General features: G+C 58.0%; 19 protein-coding genes and 1 pseudogene. 18 read left to right on the plus strand and 2 right to left on the minus strand.

Annotation, left to right across the window (positions count from 1 at the left end):
• From D7X94_RS15965 to D7X94_RS16020, 12 genes and pseudogenes are all read left to right on the plus strand, one after another.
• Nucleotides 1-258 (plus strand): annotated as a pseudogene (locus D7X94_RS15965) (VirB6/TrbL-like conjugal transfer protein, CD1112 family); the annotation flags it as partial.
• A gap of 24 nt (nt 259-282) precedes the next feature.
• Nucleotides 283-720, plus strand: coding sequence for a SpoVG family protein (locus D7X94_RS15970; protein ID WP_120428634.1), 438 nt, complete (start codon nt 283-285; stop codon nt 718-720).
• Nucleotides 717-1175, plus strand: coding sequence for an XF1762 family protein (locus D7X94_RS15975; protein WP_120428636.1), 459 nt, complete (start codon nt 717-719; stop codon nt 1173-1175). The genes D7X94_RS15970 and D7X94_RS15975 overlap by 4 nt, the downstream gene beginning before the upstream one ends.
• Entirely contained in the window at nt 1175-2083 is a 909-nt protein-coding gene (locus D7X94_RS15980; protein WP_199715150.1) for a radical SAM protein, read from the plus strand. The genes D7X94_RS15975 and D7X94_RS15980 overlap by 1 nt, the downstream gene beginning before the upstream one ends.
• 24 nt (nt 2084-2107) lie before the next feature.
• A complete protein-coding gene (locus D7X94_RS15985) occupies nt 2108-2494 on the plus strand; it encodes a hypothetical protein (RefSeq protein ID WP_120428638.1) in 387 nt (128 codons plus the stop codon).
• Nucleotides 2494-2934: a PrgI family protein gene (locus D7X94_RS15990; RefSeq protein ID WP_120428640.1), complete on the plus strand. Its 441-nt coding sequence runs from the start codon at nt 2494-2496 to the stop codon at nt 2932-2934. Before D7X94_RS15985 ends, D7X94_RS15990 begins: the two co-directional genes overlap by 1 nt.
• The gene (locus tag D7X94_RS15995) at nt 2879-5299 is read left to right on the plus strand and encodes a VirB4-like conjugal transfer ATPase, CD1110 family (RefSeq protein ID WP_120428667.1); all 2421 of its coding nucleotides are present in this window, start codon (nt 2879-2881) and stop codon (nt 5297-5299) included. Before D7X94_RS15990 ends, D7X94_RS15995 begins: the two co-directional genes overlap by 56 nt.
• Before the next feature lie 20 nt (nt 5300-5319).
• On the plus strand, nt 5320-6114 hold the full coding sequence (locus tag D7X94_RS16000; protein ID WP_120428642.1) for a DUF6674 family protein: 795 nt from the start codon (nt 5320-5322) through the stop codon (nt 6112-6114).
• Entirely contained in the window at nt 6111-7802 is a 1692-nt protein-coding gene (locus D7X94_RS16005) for a C40 family peptidase (RefSeq protein WP_120428644.1), read from the plus strand. Before D7X94_RS16000 ends, D7X94_RS16005 begins: the two co-directional genes overlap by 4 nt.
• Before the next feature lie 15 nt (nt 7803-7817).
• Nucleotides 7818-8054, plus strand: a complete 237-nt coding sequence (locus tag D7X94_RS16010; protein WP_120428645.1) for a DUF4315 family protein — start codon at nt 7818-7820, stop codon at nt 8052-8054.
• Complete coding sequence (locus tag D7X94_RS16015) at nt 8041-8829, plus strand: DUF4366 domain-containing protein (protein WP_120428647.1); 789 nt, start codon at nt 8041-8043, stop codon at nt 8827-8829. The genes D7X94_RS16010 and D7X94_RS16015 overlap by 14 nt, the downstream gene beginning before the upstream one ends.
• A complete protein-coding gene (locus tag D7X94_RS16020; protein WP_120428649.1) occupies nt 8826-9026 on the plus strand; it encodes a hypothetical protein in 201 nt (66 codons plus the stop codon). The genes D7X94_RS16015 and D7X94_RS16020 overlap by 4 nt, the downstream gene beginning before the upstream one ends.
• A gap of 52 nt (nt 9027-9078) precedes the next feature.
• Here the strand turns inward: D7X94_RS16020 and D7X94_RS16025 are convergent, their stop codons facing one another.
• The gene (locus D7X94_RS16025) at nt 9079-9405 is read right to left on the minus strand and encodes a type II toxin-antitoxin system RelE/ParE family toxin (protein ID WP_120428650.1); all 327 of its coding nucleotides are present in this window, start codon (nt 9403-9405) and stop codon (nt 9079-9081) included.
• Nucleotides 9389-9658, minus strand: coding sequence for a type II toxin-antitoxin system Phd/YefM family antitoxin (locus D7X94_RS16030; protein ID WP_120428652.1), 270 nt, complete (start codon nt 9656-9658; stop codon nt 9389-9391). The genes D7X94_RS16025 and D7X94_RS16030 overlap by 17 nt, the downstream gene beginning before the upstream one ends.
• A gap of 94 nt (nt 9659-9752) precedes the next feature.
• On the opposite strand from D7X94_RS16030, the gene topB reads away from it, so the two are divergent.
• From topB to D7X94_RS16060, 6 genes are all read left to right on the plus strand, one after another.
• Nucleotides 9753-11798, plus strand: a complete 2046-nt coding sequence (topB, locus tag D7X94_RS16035) for a DNA topoisomerase III (RefSeq protein WP_120428654.1) — start codon at nt 9753-9755, stop codon at nt 11796-11798.
• A complete protein-coding gene (locus D7X94_RS16040) occupies nt 11791-12156 on the plus strand; it encodes a cysteine-rich VLP domain-containing protein (protein WP_120428655.1) in 366 nt (121 codons plus the stop codon). Before topB ends, D7X94_RS16040 begins: the two co-directional genes overlap by 8 nt.
• Nucleotides 12157-12313: 157 nt before the next feature.
• Nucleotides 12314-15601 carry a YodL domain-containing protein gene (locus D7X94_RS19950; protein WP_120428657.1) on the plus strand — a complete coding sequence of 1096 codons (3288 nt, stop codon included), beginning with the start codon at nt 12314-12316 and terminating at the stop codon, nt 15599-15601.
• A 4-nt stretch (nt 15602-15605) separates the two neighbouring features.
• Complete coding sequence (locus D7X94_RS16050) at nt 15606-15845, plus strand: transposon-transfer assisting family protein (protein ID WP_120428659.1); 240 nt, start codon at nt 15606-15608, stop codon at nt 15843-15845.
• 758 nt (nt 15846-16603) lie between these two features.
• Nucleotides 16604-16960 (plus strand): TnpV protein, encoded by a 357-nt coding sequence (locus D7X94_RS16055; RefSeq protein ID WP_120428661.1) that lies wholly within the window; start codon nt 16604-16606, stop codon nt 16958-16960.
• Between the two features lie 152 nt (nt 16961-17112).
• The gene (locus tag D7X94_RS16060) at nt 17113-20910 is read left to right on the plus strand and encodes an LPD25 domain-containing protein (protein WP_243111360.1); all 3798 of its coding nucleotides are present in this window, start codon (nt 17113-17115) and stop codon (nt 20908-20910) included.
• Nucleotides 20911-20966 lie beyond the last annotated feature (56 nt).

The raw sequence follows: 20966 nt of genomic DNA on the forward strand, positions 1-20966 counted from the left end.
CCCATCCCCGTGGCGACCCTCTCCAACCGGGAGGTGGGCGGCATGGGCCAGAACTATCTCAAATCCCTGTTTGCCCTGGGATTCCAGGCATTTCTGATTATGGTGTGCGTGGCGATTTATGCGGTGCTGGTGCAGAATATCTCCGTAAGCGATGACATTAGCGCCGCCATCTGGACGTGCATGGGATATACGGTGCTGCTGTGCTTTACCCTGTTCAAGACAGGGAGCCTCGCCAAGAGCGTGTTTTCGGCGCACTGAATTTGATTGAAGGAGGAAATTGTTATGAGCGAGAATATGACCCAGGAGACCAGCTCTCCCCAGCCCGCCAAGCTGGATGTGGACGTGAGGGTCTACCCCTCGAAGGAGGAAGGGAATCTGCTGGCCTTTGCCAGCGTGACGCTGGGCGGCTGCTTTGCCGTCAAGGGCATCAAGATCATGGACGGCGAAAAGGGCGCTTTTGTCTCTATGCCCGACAGGAAGGACAGCAAGGGCGAGTATCACGACATCTGTTTTCCCACTACATCGGAGATGCGGCAGGCCCTCCACACCGCTGTGCTGGGCGAGTATCAGCGGGTGATGGAGCTGATCGCTACCCGCAGCGAAAAGGCGCGGCCCTCTGTGCGTGACGCGCTCCAGAACACCGCAAAGGCGGCAGAGTCTCCGGCCCCGGACAAGGCCAAAGCTCCCAGGCAGAGAAAAACGGACAAAGGGGAACGGTGATGCGCCTGGTTCCCGTTTCCCTCAAAGCTGCCAATACTTTTGTCGCGGAACACCACCGGCATCATAAGCCTGTGGTGGGACATAAGTTTTCCATCGGCTGCGCTCAGGAGGGGCGGCTGGTGGGCGTGGCAATCGTGGGCCGTCCTGTGAGCCGCCATCTGGACAACGGCCTGACATTGGAAGTCAACCGCCTATGCACCACCGGGGAGAAAAACGCTTGCAGTATGCTCTACGCTGCGGCAGCACGGGCGGCAAAGGCTATGGGCTATCAGAAGATCATCACATACACCCTGGACACTGAACCGGGGACCAGCCTGCGGGCCGCTGGCTGGAAGTGCATGGGGCTGGCAGGGGGTAAACGCTGGACCGGCAAACGCTGTCCCGCTGAGGACCTCTGTCCGCCACAAATGAAGCTGCGCTATGAAAAGGTGCTGTCTGCCGGGGGTGAAGTGTGATGAAAATTGGCTGCGTAGATGTGGACGGCCACAACTGGCCCAATCTCTGCCTGATGAAATTGTCCGCCTACCATAAAGCGCGGGGTGACACCGTGGAGCTGTGGAGGCCGGAGGGCTGGTATGACCTCGTTTACAAAAGCAGGGTGTTCACCAACACCTATTCCAAAGACAACATCTACATCGCCAACGCCGACCAGATCATCCGGGGCGGCACCGGCTACGGCCCAGGGCCGGACCTCCCGGATGTGGTGGAACATCAGCGCCCGGACTACTCGTTATATCCGCAGTTTCCCGATACAGCCTACGGTTTCCTGACCCGTGGCTGTCCGAGAGCCTGCGGATTTTGCATCGTTTCAGATAAGGAAGGGCGGCGGAGCCATCAGGTGGCCGACCTGTCCGAGTTTTGGGACGGACAGCGGGAGATCAAGCTGCTGGACGCTAATCTGCTGGCCTGCCCGGACCATGAAAGGCTGATTTTGCAGCTTGCGGAAAGCCGCGCCTATGTGGACTTCTCTCAGGGGCTGGACATCCGCTTGACTACCCCGGACAACATAGCCCTGCTGAACCGGGTGCGGACAAAGGCGGTACATTTCGCCTGGGATGACCCAAATGTAGACCTGACCGGCTACTTCCGCCGCTTCGTAGAGCGGACCGCCATCAAGAGTGACCGCAGGCGGAGGGTGTACGTCCTCACCAACTACGGCAGCACCCATGAGCAGGACTTGTATCGGGTGGACACCCTGCGGGGCCTGGGCTTTGACCCCTATGTGATGGTCTATGACCGGCCCAGCGCCCCGCCCATCACCCGGCACTTGCAAAGATGGGTGAACAACAAGCGGATTTTTCACACCGTCAGGGATTTTGCCGACTATGCCCCGGCAAAGCGTCTGTGGGAAAATCCAATCTGAAAAACGATGGGAGGAATATCAATCGTGGATAAATGTCAGCAGCTCTATGACCGGCTGGACGCCGGTTTGCAGGGCCATCTTTCTGCATGGAGCAAGTTACCGCCCGACACGCTGGTAATGCAGTCCAGAGAAATCACCGCCATTCGGGATGCCCATGAATACCTGACGGAGACACATGGTTTGGAGCCGGAAGAAGTAGATTATCTTCTGTCTTTGGATGATCCCCTGCAAGCGGTAGCGGACAAATGGATGGAGCGTATGGGCGATCTCAGTGATTTTTCCTTTGCCCTGGATGACCTGTTTCAGCATATGGAGACCCAGGAGAAGAAGTCTGTGCTGGGTAAACTCCGGGAGAAAGCGGCAGAGCCGTCCAAGCCCAGCGCCCCGGCCAGAGAACAGGAGGTACGGTAATGGCTTATGTGCCGGTCCCCAAGGACTTAACCAAGGTAAAAACCAAAGTGGCGTTCAATCTCACCAAGCGGCAACTGATCTGCTTCGGCGGTGGGGCGCTCATCGGCGTTCCGCTGTTCTTCCTGCTGCGGGTTCCGATGGGCAACAGCACGGCGGCGATGTGCATGATGATGGTCATGCTCCCCTTCTTTCTGCTGGGGGTATATGAAAAGAACGGCCAGCCGATGGAGAAGATCGTCCGCAACATTCTCCGCGTCTGCTTCTTCCGGCCCAAGCAGCGCCCCTATAAGACCAACAATTTCTATGCCGCGCTGGAGCGGCAGGACCAGTTAGACAAGGAGGTGTACCGCATTGTTTACGGCAATCAAAAAGCTCATTCGCCGCCTGTTCGGAAAAGAGCCGGAGCCGCAGGCGCGTCCGGCCCAGCGAAAAGGCGGTAAACATCTGTCCCATGAGGACAGGCGGCAGATCGAGGCGGCAATCGCCAAAGCCAAGGGAAAGGATAAAACGGAGCTGTCCGCCCAGGACAGCATCCCCTACCAGCGGATGTTCCCGGACGGCATCTGCTGCGTCACTGATACCTTTTATACCAAGACAGTGCAGTTCCAGGACATCAACTACCAACTCAGCCAGAACGAGGACAAGACTGCCATTTTCGAGGGCTGGTCCGACTTCCTCAACTACTTTGACAGCTCCATTCGCTTTCAGCTTTCCTTTCTGAACCTGTCCACTGCCCAGGACGGCTATGCCCGGAGCATCGTCATTCCCCTGCGGGCGGACAAATTCAACGATGTGCGGGACGAATACTCGGAAATGCTGCAAAATCAGCTTGCCAAGGGGAACAACGGCCTGACAAAGACCAAGTATCTCACCTTCGGCATTGACGCGGACAGCATCAAAGCCGCCAAGCCCCGGCTGGAGCGCATCGAGATGGATGTTAGCAACAACTTCAAGCGTCTGGGTGTGGCCTGCTCCCCCATGAACGGCATAGAGCGGCTGCATCTGCTCCACGGCATCTTCCACATGGACGGCCAGACCCCCTTCCGCTTCTCCTGGGACTGGCTGGCCCCCTCCGGGCTGTCCACCAAGGATTTCATCGCCCCCAGCTCCTTTGAGTTCAAAAATGGGCGGATGTTCCGCATGGGGAAGATGTTCGGCGCGGTGAGCTTTCTGCAAATCCTGGCCCCGGAGCTGAATGACCGTATGCTGGCGGATTTTCTGGACATGGAATCCAGTCAGATCGTCAGCCTCCATATCCAGTCCGTGGACCAGATCAGCGCCATCAAGACGGTGAAACGGAAGATCACCGACCTGGACCGGGCCAAGATCGAGGAACAGAAAAAGGCAGTCCGCGCAGGCTATGATATGGACATCATCCCCTCCGATCTCGCCACCTATGGCAGCGAGGCCAAAAAGCTGCTGCAAGACCTTCAGAGCAGGAATGAGCGGATGTTCCTGGTGACGTTCCTGGTGGTCAACACAGCGGACAGCCAGCGGCAGCTCGACAACAACGTGTTCCAGGCGTCCAGCATCGCGCAGAAATACAACTGCCAGCTTACCCGGCTGGACTTCCAGCAGGAGGAGGGCCTGATGTCCTCCCTTCCCCTGGGCTGCAATCAGATCGAGATACAGCGGGGCTTGACTACTTCAAGCACCGCTATTTTTGTACCCTTCACCACCCAGGAACTGTTTCAGAGCGGCGGCGAGGCCCTTTACTACGGGCTGAACGCACTTTCCAACAACCTTATTATGGTGGACAGAAAGGCGCTTAAAAACCCAAACGGGTTAATCCTCGGCACTCCCGGGAGCGGCAAATCCTTCTCCGCCAAGCGGGAGATTTTGAATGTGTTCCTCGTCACGGACGATGACATTCTGATTGCGGACCCGGAGGCCGAGTATTATCCCCTCGTCCAGCGGCTGGACGGACAGGTGATAAAGATTTCCCCCACCAGCAAGCAGTATGTCAATCCGATGGACCTCAACCTGGACTATTCGGATGATGAAAGCCCGCTGTCCTTGAAGGTGGATTTCCTGCTGTCCTTCTGCGACATTGTTGTGGGCAGTAAAGACGGCCTCCAGCCGGTGGAGAAAACAGTGATTGACCGCTGTGTGCGGCTGGTGTATCAGAAATACCTCACCGACCCCAGGCCGGAGAATATGCCCATCCTGGAGGATTTGTACGATGCTCTCCGGGCGCAGGAGGAAAAGGAGGCCCAATTCATCGCCACGGCGCTGGAAATCTACGTCACCGGCAGTCTGAACGTGTTCAACCACCGCACCAACGTGGATATTGACAACCGTATTGTCTGCTATGACATCAAGGAGCTGGGCAAGCAGTTGAAGCAGTTGGGGATGCTGGTCATTCAAGATCAGGTGTGGAACCGCGTCACCGTCAACCGGGCGGCGGGCAAGACCACCCGCTACTATGTGGATGAGTTCCACCTTCTGCTGAAAGGCGAGCTGGCAAGTTGGAGCGTGGAGATTTGGAAACGGTTCAGAAAGTGGGGCGGGATTCCCACCGGCATCACGCAGAACAGCAAAGACCTTCTGGCAAGCCCGGAAATCTCCAATATCCTGGAAAACTCGGACTTCATCTATATGCTCAATCAGGCGGCGGGAGATCGGAAAATCCTTGCCAAGCAGCTCAACATCAGCCCCCACCAGCTTTCCTATGTCACCCACTCCGGCGAGGGCGAGGGACTGCTGTTCTACGGCAACGTGATTCTGCCCTTTGTGGACCGTTTCCCGAAGGACACCGAGCTGTATCGTATTATGACAACGAAGCCACAGGAAATTTCTGGATAAGGCGTAGGAGGTAATTGCGTATGGATTTTTTGAAAGACCATGAAGCAATCAGAGAAATGCTCCGCTTGATGGAGGAAAACAACCGGCAGGATCAGGCAAAGGAGTTTGCCCGCCTGATCGCCTGCGTGGACAGCATGGAGCAGCAGTACGCCGCTGTCCTGTCCGAACTGCGGGATGTGAAACAGCAGCTTTCCGAGATGCCGGAACAGCGCCGGTCTATGAAGGACGCGCTTACAGATATGGCGCAGACGCTGGAGGACCGGGTGGGAGAAATGCGGGAACAGCTTCAGACAATACGGGACAAGATCATTTCCTGCGCAAAGGACGCCGTAAGCGGTTTTCAGCAAATGGGCGTGTCTGCGCTGGACAAGGCGGTGTATGCGCTGGGCATCAAAAAAATTCTGGAATCTGTGCAGGATAAGATTTGTGGCTCTATGGAGAAAACCAGCGCGTCCATCCAGCGGGTGGAGGCTATGGGCCAGGAGCTGCGGAGTGCGGGGAACCATTTGAAAAACGCTGGCCGCGCCGCCGTTGGAAAGGAAATCCAGCAGACGGACACAGCGCGGGAGGGGCGTTTCCAGGCCGCTGTGCTGGCCCCCATGCGGGCGGCAAATGCCATGTATGCCGGTATGAATAGGACAATCTATGGGGCGCTTGGCGCTGTGGACCGGCTGGAACGGGCGGCGGAGCGGACCCGTGGCAAGCGTGAGCGGCCCTCTGTCCGGCAGCGGCTGGAGGAAAAGAAAACGGAAACGCAGGCGCGTCCCCTTGCTCTGCCTGACCCGTCCAGAAAGCCGCATGAGGCCGCACGATGAGCAGAGATAAGCAGCCTCGCCTCCAGTTCACCGACGCCGAGCGCGGAGACCCTCGGCTGAAGGAACATATTCAACCTGCGGACAAGGCGGCAGATCAGGCGGATGCGGCGCGGAAGAAAATTCCAAAGCAGAAAAAGCCGGTCAAGCAGCGCACTGTGGACCCGGCCACCGGCAAAGCCAAGACCCGATTGCAGTTTGAGGAAGTAGACAAGCCCGCGCCCATCTCCAAGCTGTCCCATGCTGTTCAAACTGCCCCCGTCCATACGGCAGTTGGTACTGTCCATCGGAAGATCAGCGAGACAGAGCATGATAACGTGGGCGTGGAGAGCGCCCACCGGCTGGAAGAATCCGCCGAGGGCGGGGCGCGTCTGGCGGCGCACTCTTGCCGTTCCCAAAAGCTGCGCCCCTACCGGGAGGCGGCAAAAGCGGAGCGGAAATTGGAACAGGCCAATGTGAATGTGCTGTATCAAAAGCATATCCGGCAAAATCCCCAGCTTGCCAGTAACCCAGTCTCCCGTTGGCAGCAGAAACGAGCCATCAGGAAACAGTACGCCGCCGCCAAACGTGCGGGGCAGTCTGCCGGTTCCACGGTCAAAACTGCGGAGAACGTGGCAAAGGCCGCAAAAAAGGCGGCAGAGGAAACGAAAAAGACCGCAGGCTTTATCTGGCGGCACAAAAAGGGCTTTCTCATTGTGATCGGCCTGTTTCTGGTGGTGTGCATCTTCCTCAATGGGATGTCCTCCTGCTCCATGCTGGCGGAGGGCGTCATGTCCGGGCTGGGCGGCTCCACCCACCCCTCCAGCGACGAGGCCATGCTGGGCGCGGAGGCGGCTTATGCCGGGATGGAAAACGAGCTGCAAAGCTACCTGGACAGCTATGAGAGTACCCACGACTATGACGAGTACAGCTATGACCTGGACGAAATCGGCCATGACCCCTATGTGCTGATGGCCCTGCTCAACGCCTACCACCGGGGCGGCTGGACGCTGGAACAGGTGCAGGGGACCCTGGAAATGCTCTTTGAGCGTCAGTACACCCTCACGGAAACGGTAACGGTGGAGACCCGCTATGACGAGGATGATGAACCATATGAATACTCCATCTGTACGGTGACGCTGGACAACTTTGACCTGTCCCATCTGCCCATCTATCTGCTGGACGAGGAAGGGATGAACATTTACGCCGTGTATATTGCCACCCTGGGCAACCGGCCCGACCTGTTCCCCGCCAGCGAATACCCCAACGCATCCCAGCGGCAGGACTATCTGGACTATGACGTACCGCCGGAGGCTTTGGAGGATGAGGTTTTCGCGGCAATGCTGGCCGAAGCCGAGAAATATCTTGGCTATCCCTATGTTTGGGGCGGCAGTTCTCCCTCTACCTCCTTTGATTGCTCCGGCTTTGTAAGCTGGGTTATCAATCACTCCGGCTGGAACTATGGGCGGCTGGGGGCGCAGGGGCTTTGCAACGTCTGTACCCCGGTTTCCCCCGCCAATGCCCGCCCTGGCGATCTGGTGTTTTTCAAGTACACCTATGACGCGCCCAACCCGGACGGCGTGACCCACTGCGGCATCTATGTGGGGAACGGAATGATGATTCACTGTGGGTCCCCGATCTCCTACGCCAACCTCAATACATCCTACTGGCAAGCTCACTTTTACTGCTACGGCAGACTTCCAGAACCATAACAAGGAGGGAATTTTATGAACCCGAAAATCAAGAAAATCAACACGGAATATGAGAAAAACGCCGCCAAGATTACCGAGCTGCAAGCGCGGCAGGAGGAATTGGCAAAGCAGCGCACCGAGCTGGAAAACCTGGACATCATCGGCCTTGTGCGGAGCATGGGCCTGGACCCCGACCAGCTTGCCGCGCTCATTCACAACGCCCAGCACGGTGCGCCGGTGGGAGAGGGGGACAGCAGCCATGAGAACGTCTAAGCGGCGCATCCTGTCTATGGTGCTGGCGCTGATGCTGTGCTTCTCCGTCCTCCCTGTCACCGCCTTTGCTGGCGGCGGGCCGGAGGACGGCAGCGACAAGGTGCTGGAATACTGGAGCCAGGATTCCACGTCGCCCCAGGACACCCCGCAGACGGATCAGCAGACAGGCCAGCCTGCCACCGGCCAACAGCCCCAGCAGGGGGAACCGCTGTCCGTGGACAGCGAGTTTTTCACCCGCGATCTGCTTTACAGCAAAGACACTCATAAGCAGTTTATCACCGTGGAGGGTCGGGACGGGAATATTTTTTACATTCTGATCGACTATGACGCCCCGGTGAACGAGGATGAGGAACAGTACAAGACGTATTTTCTAAACAAAGTGGATGAAGCTGATCTGGCGGCGCTGGTGGAGCAGGGCGAACCCGCCGCCTGCATCTGCACCGACAAATGCCACGCCGGGGCGGTCAATACCGCCTGCCCGGTCTGCTCTGTCAACATGACCGAGTGCGCAGGCAAAGAACCGGAGCCGGAAAAGAAGGAGGACCCGGCAGAAACTGACACCGAGCCTAACCCGGAGCCGGAGAAAAAGGGCGGCGTCAATGGGATGCTGGCTGTGGCGCTGGCGGTGGCCCTGGCTGGCGGCGGCGCGGTCTATTTCTTGAAATTCAAGAAGAAAAAGCCCGATACCAAGGGCAGCGCCGACCTGGAGGACTACGATTACGGCGATGAGGACGAGTATGAGGACGGCGGCGCAGAGGATGAGGGGGACGAATGAGATATTTTACATCCAATCCCCTGGAACGCCTGATGATGCAGGCCCCTCCGCCCCGGCAAGAGCAGCGGGCCAAGCCAGCGCCGCCCAAGGACCACCCCTGCCACGGCTGTAAACGCTGCGGCGAGAGCTGCGTCCTGCCCTGCTACCGGGGTGTGGAAGTCATACCGCCCATTCCGGACCGTGCCCGGTCCCGGTAGCAATATCAATCGAACAAACAAGCGGCCCCGCTTCAATTTGCGGGGCCGCTTATCATTCAAAAAACGAGGTTTTAAGCAATTTGGGATAGTCTGTTGCGCCATGAGCGATATGGTAAATCACTATGGTATCTCCCAGCAGGCGGTAAATAATCAAATATTTGCTCGCCAGAATATAGCGATACCCGGCAGCGCTTAACAGATCATCCCGGATCGGTGGCCCGGATAACGGAAAACACATCAACTGTTCCATCGCATCGTAAATTTTATCCGTTATTCTGCGGGCTGACTGCACCCCGGAAAGTGCCATATGTACCCGCGCAATTTCTTCCAATTCCGCTTGAGCGGGAGGGAGAATGTCCAGGTTATACGTTTTGTCCATAGATTTCCTCCAAACGCTTACGGGATTCTTCTATGGAAACGGCAGGCTGTCCAGATAACCGGGACTGTTCCGCAGCCGCCAGCTTTGCCCGCAGTTTCAAAACCTCCTCGCGGCGCTCAAAAGCATCTATGCTCATAATCACCAAATCCCCCTCTCCATTTTTGGTAATGTAGATGGGCATATCTTCTTTATGCGCTAAATCGGAAATAGAACCGTAATCGTTTCGCAAAGCGGTTGATGGTTTAATAATCATGGCGCAGCCTCCTTCTATGATTCTGATAGTATTCTATCATTATTGTCTCGAAAATTCAACCCAATATTCTGAAATTTGATAGGAGCGTGATTTTATGTATCGCCTTGTGATTGCGGAGAAGCCCTCGGTTGCTATGAGTATTGCCAAGGTGCTGGGGGCCACAGCCCGGAAGGAGGGCCACATGGAAGGCGGCGGCTGGCTGATAAGCTGGTGCATCGGGCATCTGGCGGGGCTGGCCGAGCCTGCCGTCTACAACCCCAGCTATGACAAGTGGCGACGGGAGGATTTGCCTATCCTGCCGGAAAGCTGGCGGTTCACCATCGGCAAGGATAAACGGGAGCAGTTCGACATCCTGCGAACGCTGCTACGCCGGAAGGATGTGTCGGAGGTGGTAAACGCCTGCGACGCCGGACGCGAAGGGGAGCTGATCTTCCGCACCGCCTACCATCTGGCGGGCTGTACCAAGCCTATGAAACGGCTGTGGATTTCCAGCATGGAGGACAGCGCCATCCGGGAGGGCTTTGAAAACCTCCGCCCCGGCAGCGACTATGACGGCCTGCACCAAGCCGCCCTCTGCCGCCAAAAGGCCGATTGGCTGGTGGGCATCAACGCCACGCGGCTGTTTTCGGTGCTGTATGGCCGGACACTGAACATTGGGCGCGTCATGTCCCCCACGCTGGCGCTGATTGCCCAGCGGGAGGCGGAGATCGCCGCCTTTGAGCCGGTGCCGTTCTACACGGTGGAGCTGGACTGCGGCGGCGTGACCCTCACCGGGGAGCGGATCAGCGGCAAAGAGGACGCCGCCGCCATCGCCGCCGCCTGTGAGGGCAGTGCCGTCACCATTCAGACGGTGGAACGCCGGGAGAAGTCGGAAAAGGCCCCGGCCCTCTATGACCTGACCACCCTCCAGCGGGACGCCAACCGCACCTTGGGCTACACCGCCCAACAGACGCTGGACTATTTGCAGGCCCTCTATGAAAAGAAGCTGTGTACCTACCCCCGGACGGACAGCCGGTATCTGACGGACGATATGGAAAACGCCGTTCCCATGCTGGTGTCTGCCGCCGCCGTGATCTGCGGGGTGGACGCACCGGGGACGGCGCTGGCCTCCCAGGTGTGCAGCAGTAAGAACGTCACCGACCACCATGCCGTTGTCCCCACCAAAAGCGCCGCCGATGCCGACCTCGCCGCGCTCCCCCAGGGAGAGCGGGAAATCCTGCGGCTGGTGTCGCTGGGGCTGCTCCGGGCGGTCTGCCCGCCCCATCGGTACGCCGAAACCAGCCTGACGGCGGAGTGTGGCGAGCATCGCTTCACCGCCAAAGGAAAAGCGGTGCTGGACATGGGCTGGCGGGCCTGTGCCGCACTCCCCAAGGACGCCGCCCTGCCGGACGGTCTGGCAGAGAACCAGACGCTGGCGGTGGATACCGTTCAGGTGAAGGAGGGGAAAACAACACCGCCCAAGCATTTCACCGAGGACACTATCCTCCAAAGTATGGAGACTGCCGGTGCTGGGGAGATGCCGGAAGATATGGAACGGCGCGGCATCGGCACCCCCGCCACCCGCGCCGCCATCCTGGAAAAGCTGGTGGACACCGGGCTTGTGGAACGGAAGAAAGCCAAGAAGATCACCAGCCTCCTGCCCACCCAGGCGGGCAGCTCTCTCGTCACTGTTCTGCCGGAGGTCCTGCAATCCCCTCTGCTCACCGCCGATTGGGAACAGCGGCTGGGAGAAGTGGAGCGCGGGGAACTGTCCCCGGAGGACTTCATGGCCGGGATCGCCGCTATGGTGGATGAGCTGGTAAAAACGTACCGGCCTGTTCCCGGCGCGGCGGTGCTGTTCCCCTCGGACAAGGAGGCTGTCGGCCCCTGCCCCCGCTGCGGCGGCGCTGTGACCGAAAGCAAAAAGGGCTTTTTCTGTGAAAATCGGGAGTGCCGCTTTGTCCTGTGGAAAGACAGCAAGTTTTTCACCGCCAAGAAAAAGACGCTCACCAAGTCCGTTGCCGCCGCCCTGCTGAACAAGGGCCGGGTGAAGCTCACCGGCTGTTTCTCGGAGAAAACCGGGAAAACTTATGACGCCACGGTGGTGCTGGAGGACGATGGGGCCAAGACAAATTACAAGCTGGTGTTCGACAATGGATAAGCTGCCCCGGATGGATGACAGCCAGTTCCGGCGGGTGAAAAAGCTCATCCGCCGCCTGTGCGCCAACTGCGAGGGCGGCAACTGCCTCCTGCTGGACGATGGGGACCCCTGCCCCTGTCCGCAGATGATTTCCAACACCTTAATCTGCAAATACTTCCGCGCCGCCGTCCTGCCAGCGGACCAGGAGCTGCACGGGGAGATCATGGCGGCACGGCCCGTCAAAAGCTGCTGTATCTGCGGCGCACCGATTTTCTCACGTTCCAATTCGGTGAAATACTGCCCTGCCTGCGCCGCCAGGGAACGCCGCAGACGGGACCGGGAGCGGAAAGCAAAAGCGGCCTCGCACTTCCGCAAATAGAGGGCTGGAAAGCCTTGCGGCACAACGCTTTCAAAACGTCAAACCGCCCAGGGACGTAACTTTGCCCTCGGAGGGCCAAAATTGACTTCTACTTGCGGAATTTTGCCCCGCACGGTTTCCTGTGCGGGGCCATTTTGAAGAAAGGAGATTTTTTGCCGTGGCAGACAAAAAGCCCAGCAACCGGGAACGGATCAAGGAAATCGTCACCGGGATTGAGGCAAACATACAGGACCTGTTCCAGAGCGATAAATTTGCGGACTATCTCCGCACCATGTCCCGGTTTCACAGCTATTCCTATAACAATACCATCCTCATCCATATTCAGATGCCCAGCGCCACCCATGTGGCCGGATTCAACAAGTGGAAAAATCAGTTTGGCCGTCATGTGAAAAAGGGAGAAAAGGGCCTGACCATCATCGCCCCCACGCCGTTCAAAAAGCGTATTGAGGAAATGAAGCTGGACCCGGATACCAGAGCGCCGGTATTGGACCATGACGGAAATGTTATCATGGAGGAACGGGAAGTCGAGATTCCCCTGTTCCGCCCGGTCAAGGTGTTCGATGTGAGCCAGACCGAGGGCAGGCCCCTCCCCAGCCTTGTTTCCAGCCTGACCGGGGATGTGCAGCAGTACGAGGCGTTCATGGAGGCCCTGCGGCGCACATCCCCGGTGTCGATCATGTTCAAGCCGCTACGGGAGGGCCTGGACGGGTTTCTGAGCCTGAACGATCAGACTATCACCATCCGGGAGGGCATGAGCCAGGTGCAGACAGTGTGCGCCGCCGTCCATGAGATCACCCACGCTATGCTCCACAACCGTGAGCGGGAGCAGCTCACCGCCGCCGCTGGGATTACAGATCGGGAACCGCCCAAACCGAAAGATAAAAACACAAAGGAAGTGGAGGCGGAAAGCGTTTCCTATACCGTCTGCCAGTATTACGGCATCGAGACCAGCGCCAACAGCCTGGGCTACATCGCCACTTGGTCCAAAGACAAGACCCTGCCGGAGCTGAAGGCCAGCCTGGAGACCATCTCCAAGACCGCCAATATCCTCATCACCAGCATTGACCGCCATTTTCAAGAGATTTGCAAGGAACAGGGCATTGACCTGACCGCCCAGCAGCCGGAACAGGACGCGCCCTCTGCCGCGCCCGACACCCTGGAACAGTTTGCCGCTGATTTATACAATTTTATGGATCAGCTTCATCAGGAGGGAGTTCTGAAACACCCGTTTACCCAGGACCCCAAGGAGCGGTCCATCGCTGACCTTGTGATTGAAATGCGGAAAGGTTATTTTGAAGGTGTGCGCGGCCCGCTGAACTATCTGATCGAACATACTGACTTGATACTTACCGACCTGACAAAAGCCAAAACGCTGCTGGCAAGGCTGGATGGGCTGGTCCAGACGCAGGACGTGCCAGCGGCGGAGCTGCCGCCTGACACTCCGGAGCGGTTCATCAGCGATATGCTGGATATGTTGGACCGGCTGTATCAGGCGGGGCTTATCAAAAAGAATTTTCTCCCTGACAACCGGGAGCAGACCAAGGCAAATCTGGTCCGCACCCTGCAAGTGAATCCGTCCATTGTCCGGGCCACTCTGGATCAGTTTGTCAGCCAGGACACCGGCGCGGCGGAGGCAAAGGTTATGCTGGACCGGCTGGATGGTCTGTCCCAGGAGAAGGAGCCGGAATATGAGTACGCCGTTGGGGGCGAAGGCGGCAGGGGCCAGTTCCTGCTGATGGCCTATCGGAAAATGGACGGCGGTTCAAAACTGGATCGGACGATGTTCGTGGAAGATGAAGCCACTTGTAATGCTCTGCTGGAAAAGCTGCAAGCCGGGACGCTGCATTTTGAGGATTTTTGCGTCATGCGGGCGGCACGGGTGAGCCGCTATGTCACGAAGGACGGTGCGGAACTGGATGCCTTGGTAGGCGAGGATGATAAAGTGTACCTGGGCAGGCGTGACCACTATGACAATCGCGGCCATTATATCAATGATGATAAATCCCTGCGCTATCTCTCCGATCATGAGAAGATGTTCGATTTTGTGTCTGGAACCGGCTATACCGAGACCCAGGCGGAGCTGCTGGCACAGGGGTATTTCTCGATGGAGGATTACGCCGAGTTTGACGCCCTGCGCGTTGGCGTGCTGGCACAATTTGAGCAGACGGAGCCGATTCTGTTTGCCGGGGAGCCGTTCAGCTTCATCCAGCCGGATGCGGCAGAGCGGGAGCCGCCAGCCGCGCCAATCCCGTCTCCCCCGGAGCAGGCGGACGAAGCCCTCTACCTTCTGGATGATTCCGTTTACCTCCATATCCAGGCCAGTGACGAGGGGTGGGACTACACGCTCTACACCAAGCATGATATGGCACAGCTTGACGGTGGGCAGTTAGATGCCCCCGGTTCCTCTATCACGGACGTTGTAGAGCATATCCGAAGGACGGAGGAAATCGGCACAATCGCCGTTGATCTTGCCCCCATAGAGGTTGTGGATGAACTGCGGGACCGTGCTGACCGTGCGCTGGAGGCGGCTGTGGCCGTCCAGCCGGAGCAGGGCCGAGATTACGCCGGGGAGCTGCGGGCGCATTTCGCTCAGGAGGATGACGCCCTGTGGGACACTCCGTTAGACGAATACCCCCTGCCAGACCCGGCCTTTTCCGCTGACGAACTGGAACAGGACTACGGCTATTCGGGCGGCGATCTGCTGCCCCTGTCCAGGGAACGGGCGGCGGAGCTGCTGGAGCAGGATTTGACTGTCTACATGGTGGAGGCTGGCGAAAATCCCGCTATGGTCTTTGACCGGGACGATCTCGTGGAGCAGCCGGATGGCATGATGTTTGCCGTTCCCCGCAAGGAATGGGAGGAAAGCCCGGAATTTCACCAGTGCATTGTGGACCGGCTGAATCACCAGAAGGAACGGGAACGGGCCTTTCTCGACTATGGCGGGGACTGCTTTGCCATTTATCAGATAAAGGACGGCGCTGAACAACGCGATCTCCGCTTTATGAACATGGACTGGCTGATGTCCAAGGGGCTAACTGTTGAACGTGGCAATTACGATCTGGTCTATACGGGAGAACTGGCACCGGGGCTGGGGTCCAGCGCCCTGGAAAAGCTGTGGGAAAGATTCAACACCGATCACCCGGCAGATTATCACCGCCCCTCCATGTCCGTCAGCGACATCATTGCCGTCAAGCAGGACGGTGTGGTATCCTGTCATTACTGCGACAGTGTTGGCTTTGCGAAGGTGCCGGACTTCATCAGCCGGAAACCCACTGTGGCCGAATTGGAGGCCCAAGTCAAGGCGGGACAGACCATCGCCCTGACGGATTTGGCCGATGCCGTCCACCGGGAAAAGAAAAAATCCGTTGTGGCCCAGCTCAAAAACCAGCCAACCCAGGAACGAAAAAAGGCAGCGCCAAAAAAGAGCGCGGAAAAGGAGCGGTAAGAAAATGAACGATTTTACATTTGAGGAACAGAATTTGGTGTGTATTTACAACAGTTCCGGCACCCGTGCGGGCGTGATCGCCGCCCTCACCGAGATGCGGGGCTACCTGGAGCCGGACGAGGACGAGCTGCGGACGCTGACGGACAGCGCCCTTTCCAAGCTGGGACGTATGACCGATGCGGAGTTTGCTGCCCTGGACCTGTTCCCGGACTTTGAGACGGAGGACCCTGCCTATGGCAAGTAAGCTCCAAGCCTATGCACAAATGGCCGACCATGCCGCCCACCAGATCACTGGTAGCTATCAGGAATGGACAGCCTTTCTCTCCACGGCGGGCCGTCTCTATAAATATCCGTACCCCGAGCAGCTCCTGATTCACGCCCAGCGGCCCAACGCCACCGCCTGCGCGGAATATGATTTCTGGAATCAGCGGATGCGCCGGTATGTGCGTCGGGGGGCCACGGGCATCGCCATCATCGACAACAGCGGCAGCAGGCCCTTTCTGCGCTATGTGTTCGATGTGGCTGACACCGGCGGCGGAGAGGAAACCCGGCCCAAGCTGTGGAAGTACCGGGAGGAATATCAGGACACGGTATCGGCGGCGCTGGAGCAGCGGTTTGACGTGTCCGGCAACGACCTCGTGGAACAGTTTGAGAGGATCGCCGCCCAGCTTGCGGCGGAATATTGGGACGATCACCGGCAGGACATCCTCCGCATCGTTGACGGCAGCTTTTTGGAGGAGTATGATGAGTTCAACATCGGAGCGCAGTTCCGAAACGCCACCGCCGTCAGCATCGCATACACCCTTATGTCCCGCTGCGGCCTGGAGCCGGAAAAATACTTTGAACATGAGGATTTCCTGAGTATTTTTGACTTCAACACCCAGGACACCATCACGGAGCTGGGTACGGCGGTCAGCCTGGGGAGCGAGACGGTGCTGCGGCAGATCGAAGTCACCATCAAAAAATATGCGCGGGAAAAATCCGCAGAAAGGAACGCCGAACATGGAGAACAATCTGACCTACACCCAAGTGGGAGATTACCTGATTCCCAATCTGGCCCTGCCGGAGCAGCCGGACCGGGACCTTGGCAAGTACGGGAGGATGCGCCGGACGTATCTGAAGGAGCATCGACCGGGCCTGTTCAACCGCATGACGCTGAACGGGACCCTGTTCAGCCACCTGCTGGAGATCGAGGACGCGGCGAACAGCCGTCTGGAGCAGATGATGCCGCAGTTGGCGAAGGCGGCGAGGGCCACGGAGCAGTTGAAAGCCAGCGATCAGATGAAGTGGGTGGGACTGATGAACACCTGCAAGGCACAGGCGGAGGAAGTTATCATGTCGGAGCTGATTTACAGCTAAGTTTTATGCCCCCGGAAATCCCGTCCCAGCGGGAGCAGATGGAGACCATTCGAGAAGCAGAGAGCGCGGACGCGCCCTCTGCTTCTTCCATTTCCCAGGCAGAAATTGACACGATTCTGCGGCAGTATTCGGGCAGGCTGCGGATTTTCACCATGTATCAGCGGAACATTTCTGCCAAAGACGCGGTTGCTGCGCTCAAACAGGAATATGGATATTCCGGCGGCAATCATACATTCCTGGATGGCGCATCGGGTATCACTGATTACCGCCCTGACACCGGGTTGAGATTGGTGCGCTACCATCCAAGGACGGAAGTTACGGTGAAGTGGCCCGCTGTGGAAAAACGTATTCGCCAGCTCATCCAGGAGGGCAGTTACCTTACGCCGGAGGAATTGGAGAAGTACCAGAGCGACCACTTGGAACAGCTCCCAGCCCTGGAGATCACACAGGCTGACATCGACGCACAGCTCCGATTTGAAGCGCCGCTTCATTTCCAAAATCTGCGGATTTATGAAATCTATCAGCAGAATTTGAGCGTTGAGGACACGGTGGGCGCGGTCAGTGCAGCGTTTGGCCGTGTTGCCGCAGGGCATAAGCTGCCGGATGGGACACAGGGATGGGTGGATTATCGCCCTGATGTTGGCATCACAATACAGAAAAACGGCGAGGACAAAGAGACTGCGGAAGTCACTATATCCTGGTCTGACGCTGAAAAACGGCTGCGGCAGTTGATTGAAGAAGGCCGATACCTGACCCCGGAGGAATTGGAGCAATACCGGCAAACGCACCCGGAGCAGACGCAAACGGCATCAGCCCCGGAAATAGAACCGCTTGCTTCTGTGCTGGGCAGCACAGATTTCCAGACGGACTACAACGCACTTAAAGAAGCCCATCCAGGAAATATTGTGTTGTATCAGATAGGAGATTCCTTTGAAATGTTCGGGCCGGATGCGCGTGTTGTCTCCGTTGAGTTGGGTTTGATGCTGACGCAGCACAATCTTCCCGGCATCGGGCGTGTGGCCATGTGCGGCATCCCCGGCCATAAGCTGGGCGAGTATGTGCATCGCCTCCGGGATAGGCACGATGTAACGGTCTCCAGCATTGAGCAGGACGGGAAACGTCTCGTTGTCTCCTATCTCTCTGTGGAACATGAGGCCATGAACGCCCGTAAAGCGGAAGCGGAGGCCCCGGAACAATCCGCGCCCACTCCCGCCTCCACGTCCCGTGAAGTCACCCAGGAAGATATTGACGCCGCCCTCCAAGAGTGGAACGGCGATATTGCCAGCAAGCGTCGGGTCCAGCAGTACATGACCGGCCATGCCCGTGACCGGGACACGGCGGAGTGGCTGAAAAATGAGTATGGAGACGGCCTCCCTGCGTTCCCGGTTACGGTGGAGGGCGCGGCCACCGACCTGCCCTGGACCAAGGTGCAGCGCCATCTTGCCCGTCTGGTGAAGGAGGACAGGTTTTTTACCGAGGAAGAACTGGACAACTTTGAGGATATTGATGCCGCCGCTATCCGGGAGCATCTGGAACAGGACAGCCCCTCCGAGTTTGTGGAACAGGTCGTGGCCGATGCGGAACGGCTGGCGGGGCAGGATTCCAGCACCGCGCCTACCATCCGGGAGACCTATAACCGCTATAAACCTATCATCCGGGATTTGGTGCTGGCAGATGTGGCCTATCAAAACGCCTGCAAAAATTCGGACCAGGAAAACGCGATAATTGAGGGCGATGCGGCAGTCAAACGGGCGGCACTCACCATTACAGAGCCGGAGTTTATACGTCTGTATCACGATATGCCCAACTTCCGCTACCGGCTGCATCGGGAAATTGTGGACGAAACCTATGCCGCCCTCACCCAGCTCCAGCAGGAGCAGCAAACCGCCCCGCCCCATGCGATGCCCGATACAACAGGGTATGAGGAAGAAACGCCGCCCTGGGGGACAGAGATAGGCGATCATTCTCCCTGGGGCAAAGTGCAGATGAGCGATCAGTTTGCAGACGGTGTGTATGAAGTCAGCACCGCCCGTCATGGCGGAATTATGATACGGGAAACGGATGCAAAAAAACTGCTTTCGCCCGAAGCCTTAGCCGCTGGCGGAACTGAATATGGATGGTGCTACTATGAGGAAGATGAGGCCGCGTCCGTTGTTATCCGTGAATTGCTGGACAGGGGCATCCCCGCAGTACCGCCGTATGTTTGTTGTGAGTTCAGCGAAACGGGTGTTTTTAAGGCCGACAAAATCTATTCTGTCCACGAATTTGACCGTCTGATGAAGCAGGCGGATGATAAGCGTGTAGCAGGCAAAAAAGCTGCCATTAAAAAATATGGGACAGAACAAAGATGGATTGAATCCAAAGACCCGGAGTTTGATGAATTTTCCGGCTATGACAAGGTTTCGTTCGTCATTGTTTTGCCGGATGGCGTAAGGGTTTGGGGCCGTCAGGATGTAGGCGATGGCTACGGCGGACTGCTGGACTACCTCCGTCAAAATGAAAAATATCGTGATATTGTTCCCATTTTGCAGCAGGCCGCAGAGCGGGAACAGACGGCGGCGCTGCCCCCGGACCTTTCTGACCGGCCCGTTACCCGCGAGGGGGACACCATCACCATCGGGAGCGGGGACGCCGCCCATGAGGTTGACATCACCGTTTCTGACGAGGACTGGCAGAATATCCAGGAAGTCATAGGCGCGGCGGAGCAGCCGCCCCACGACCCCTTTGCCCCGCCCTACCGTCCGGGCGATATGGTCTATCTGAACAATACCGCTTTTGAGATCACGGGCATCGGACTGCTGGATGTGGAACTGCGGGACCCTGCGCTGCCCATCCCTCTTTTCCGCACCGAGAGTAAAGAAAACTTTGAGCGGCTGCTGCACCAGGATACGCGGAATGGCCGGATCACCAGCTATCTGCCCGCCGACATGAGCCGCGTCAATGATGATTTCCGGGAAGTGCTGACCTCCCATCTGATGACGGACCGGGACAAGGGCTACATTTCCGGCTGGCTGCGCTCTGGTGAGAACAACCGGGGAATTGCCCAGCGGCTGTCCCTTGCTTTCGCCAGCCGCGCCGAGACGGTGACGCTGGAAACCGGGGACATCGCGGACTATTTTACCTCTACCGTCAGTATGGCGGTAGAAATCCAGGACAAATTCGGCACAAAGCTGTCCCTGTCCTGGGAGGCCGTTGCCCCCATTCTCCGCGCCCTCTGGCTGCAAGAGCTGGACGGCTTTTCCCATGAGCCGGTCCAGCGGGAGAGCGTGGAGCTGGAGGGCCAGCTCACCTGTCGAGAGGGAGACAAGGCGGCCTTTGGCTATGGCGACCACGATATTGCCGGGACCATCGAATACATTGGAGACTTGGACGTGCGCATCCACACCGGGCCATACGCCTGGAGCCATGAGACGGTCAGTCGGGACTTTTTTGAGGACGCTCTGCGCTATGACGAGCGCAACGCCGCCCTGTTTACCCCGGAGGTTCCGGCCCAGCCAGCGCCGCCCCAGGAGGAACAGCCGGAGGCCCCGCCCCCGGCTGGCGGCACCACAACAGCAACACCAGGAACTGCGACCCTCTATCCCGGCGATAAAAACGGCCTGCCCTATGATGTTGTCGTTCAGACCCTGCGTTTTGACGAGCCGGAACACGCACAGCCGGAGCAGGCCCCCGTCATGGAACAGGATGTTGCCGCCGGGAATTTCCGCATCACCGATGATAACCTGGGCGTGGGCGGGCCGAGGGTCAAGTACCGTATGAATGTCGAGGCCATCCGCACTTTACAGCAGATCGAGGCCGAGGGCCGGTCCGCCACCGAAGCGGAGCAGGAAGTCCTCTCCCGCTATGTTGGCTGGGGCGGCATCCCGGACGCCTTTGACCCGGACAAGGCTGATTGGTCCGCCGAGTATCAGGAGCTGAAAAGCCTGCTGACGGACGTAAGCGAAAAATAGATTCGAACCCTCGTAAAAAAGGAAAAAAGCAAGAGCGGTTCCCATAAGGAGCCGCT

This window comes from Acutalibacter sp. 1XD8-33 (assembly GCF_003612555.1).
Classification (GTDB): Bacteria; Bacillota; Clostridia; order Oscillospirales; family Acutalibacteraceae; genus Acutalibacter.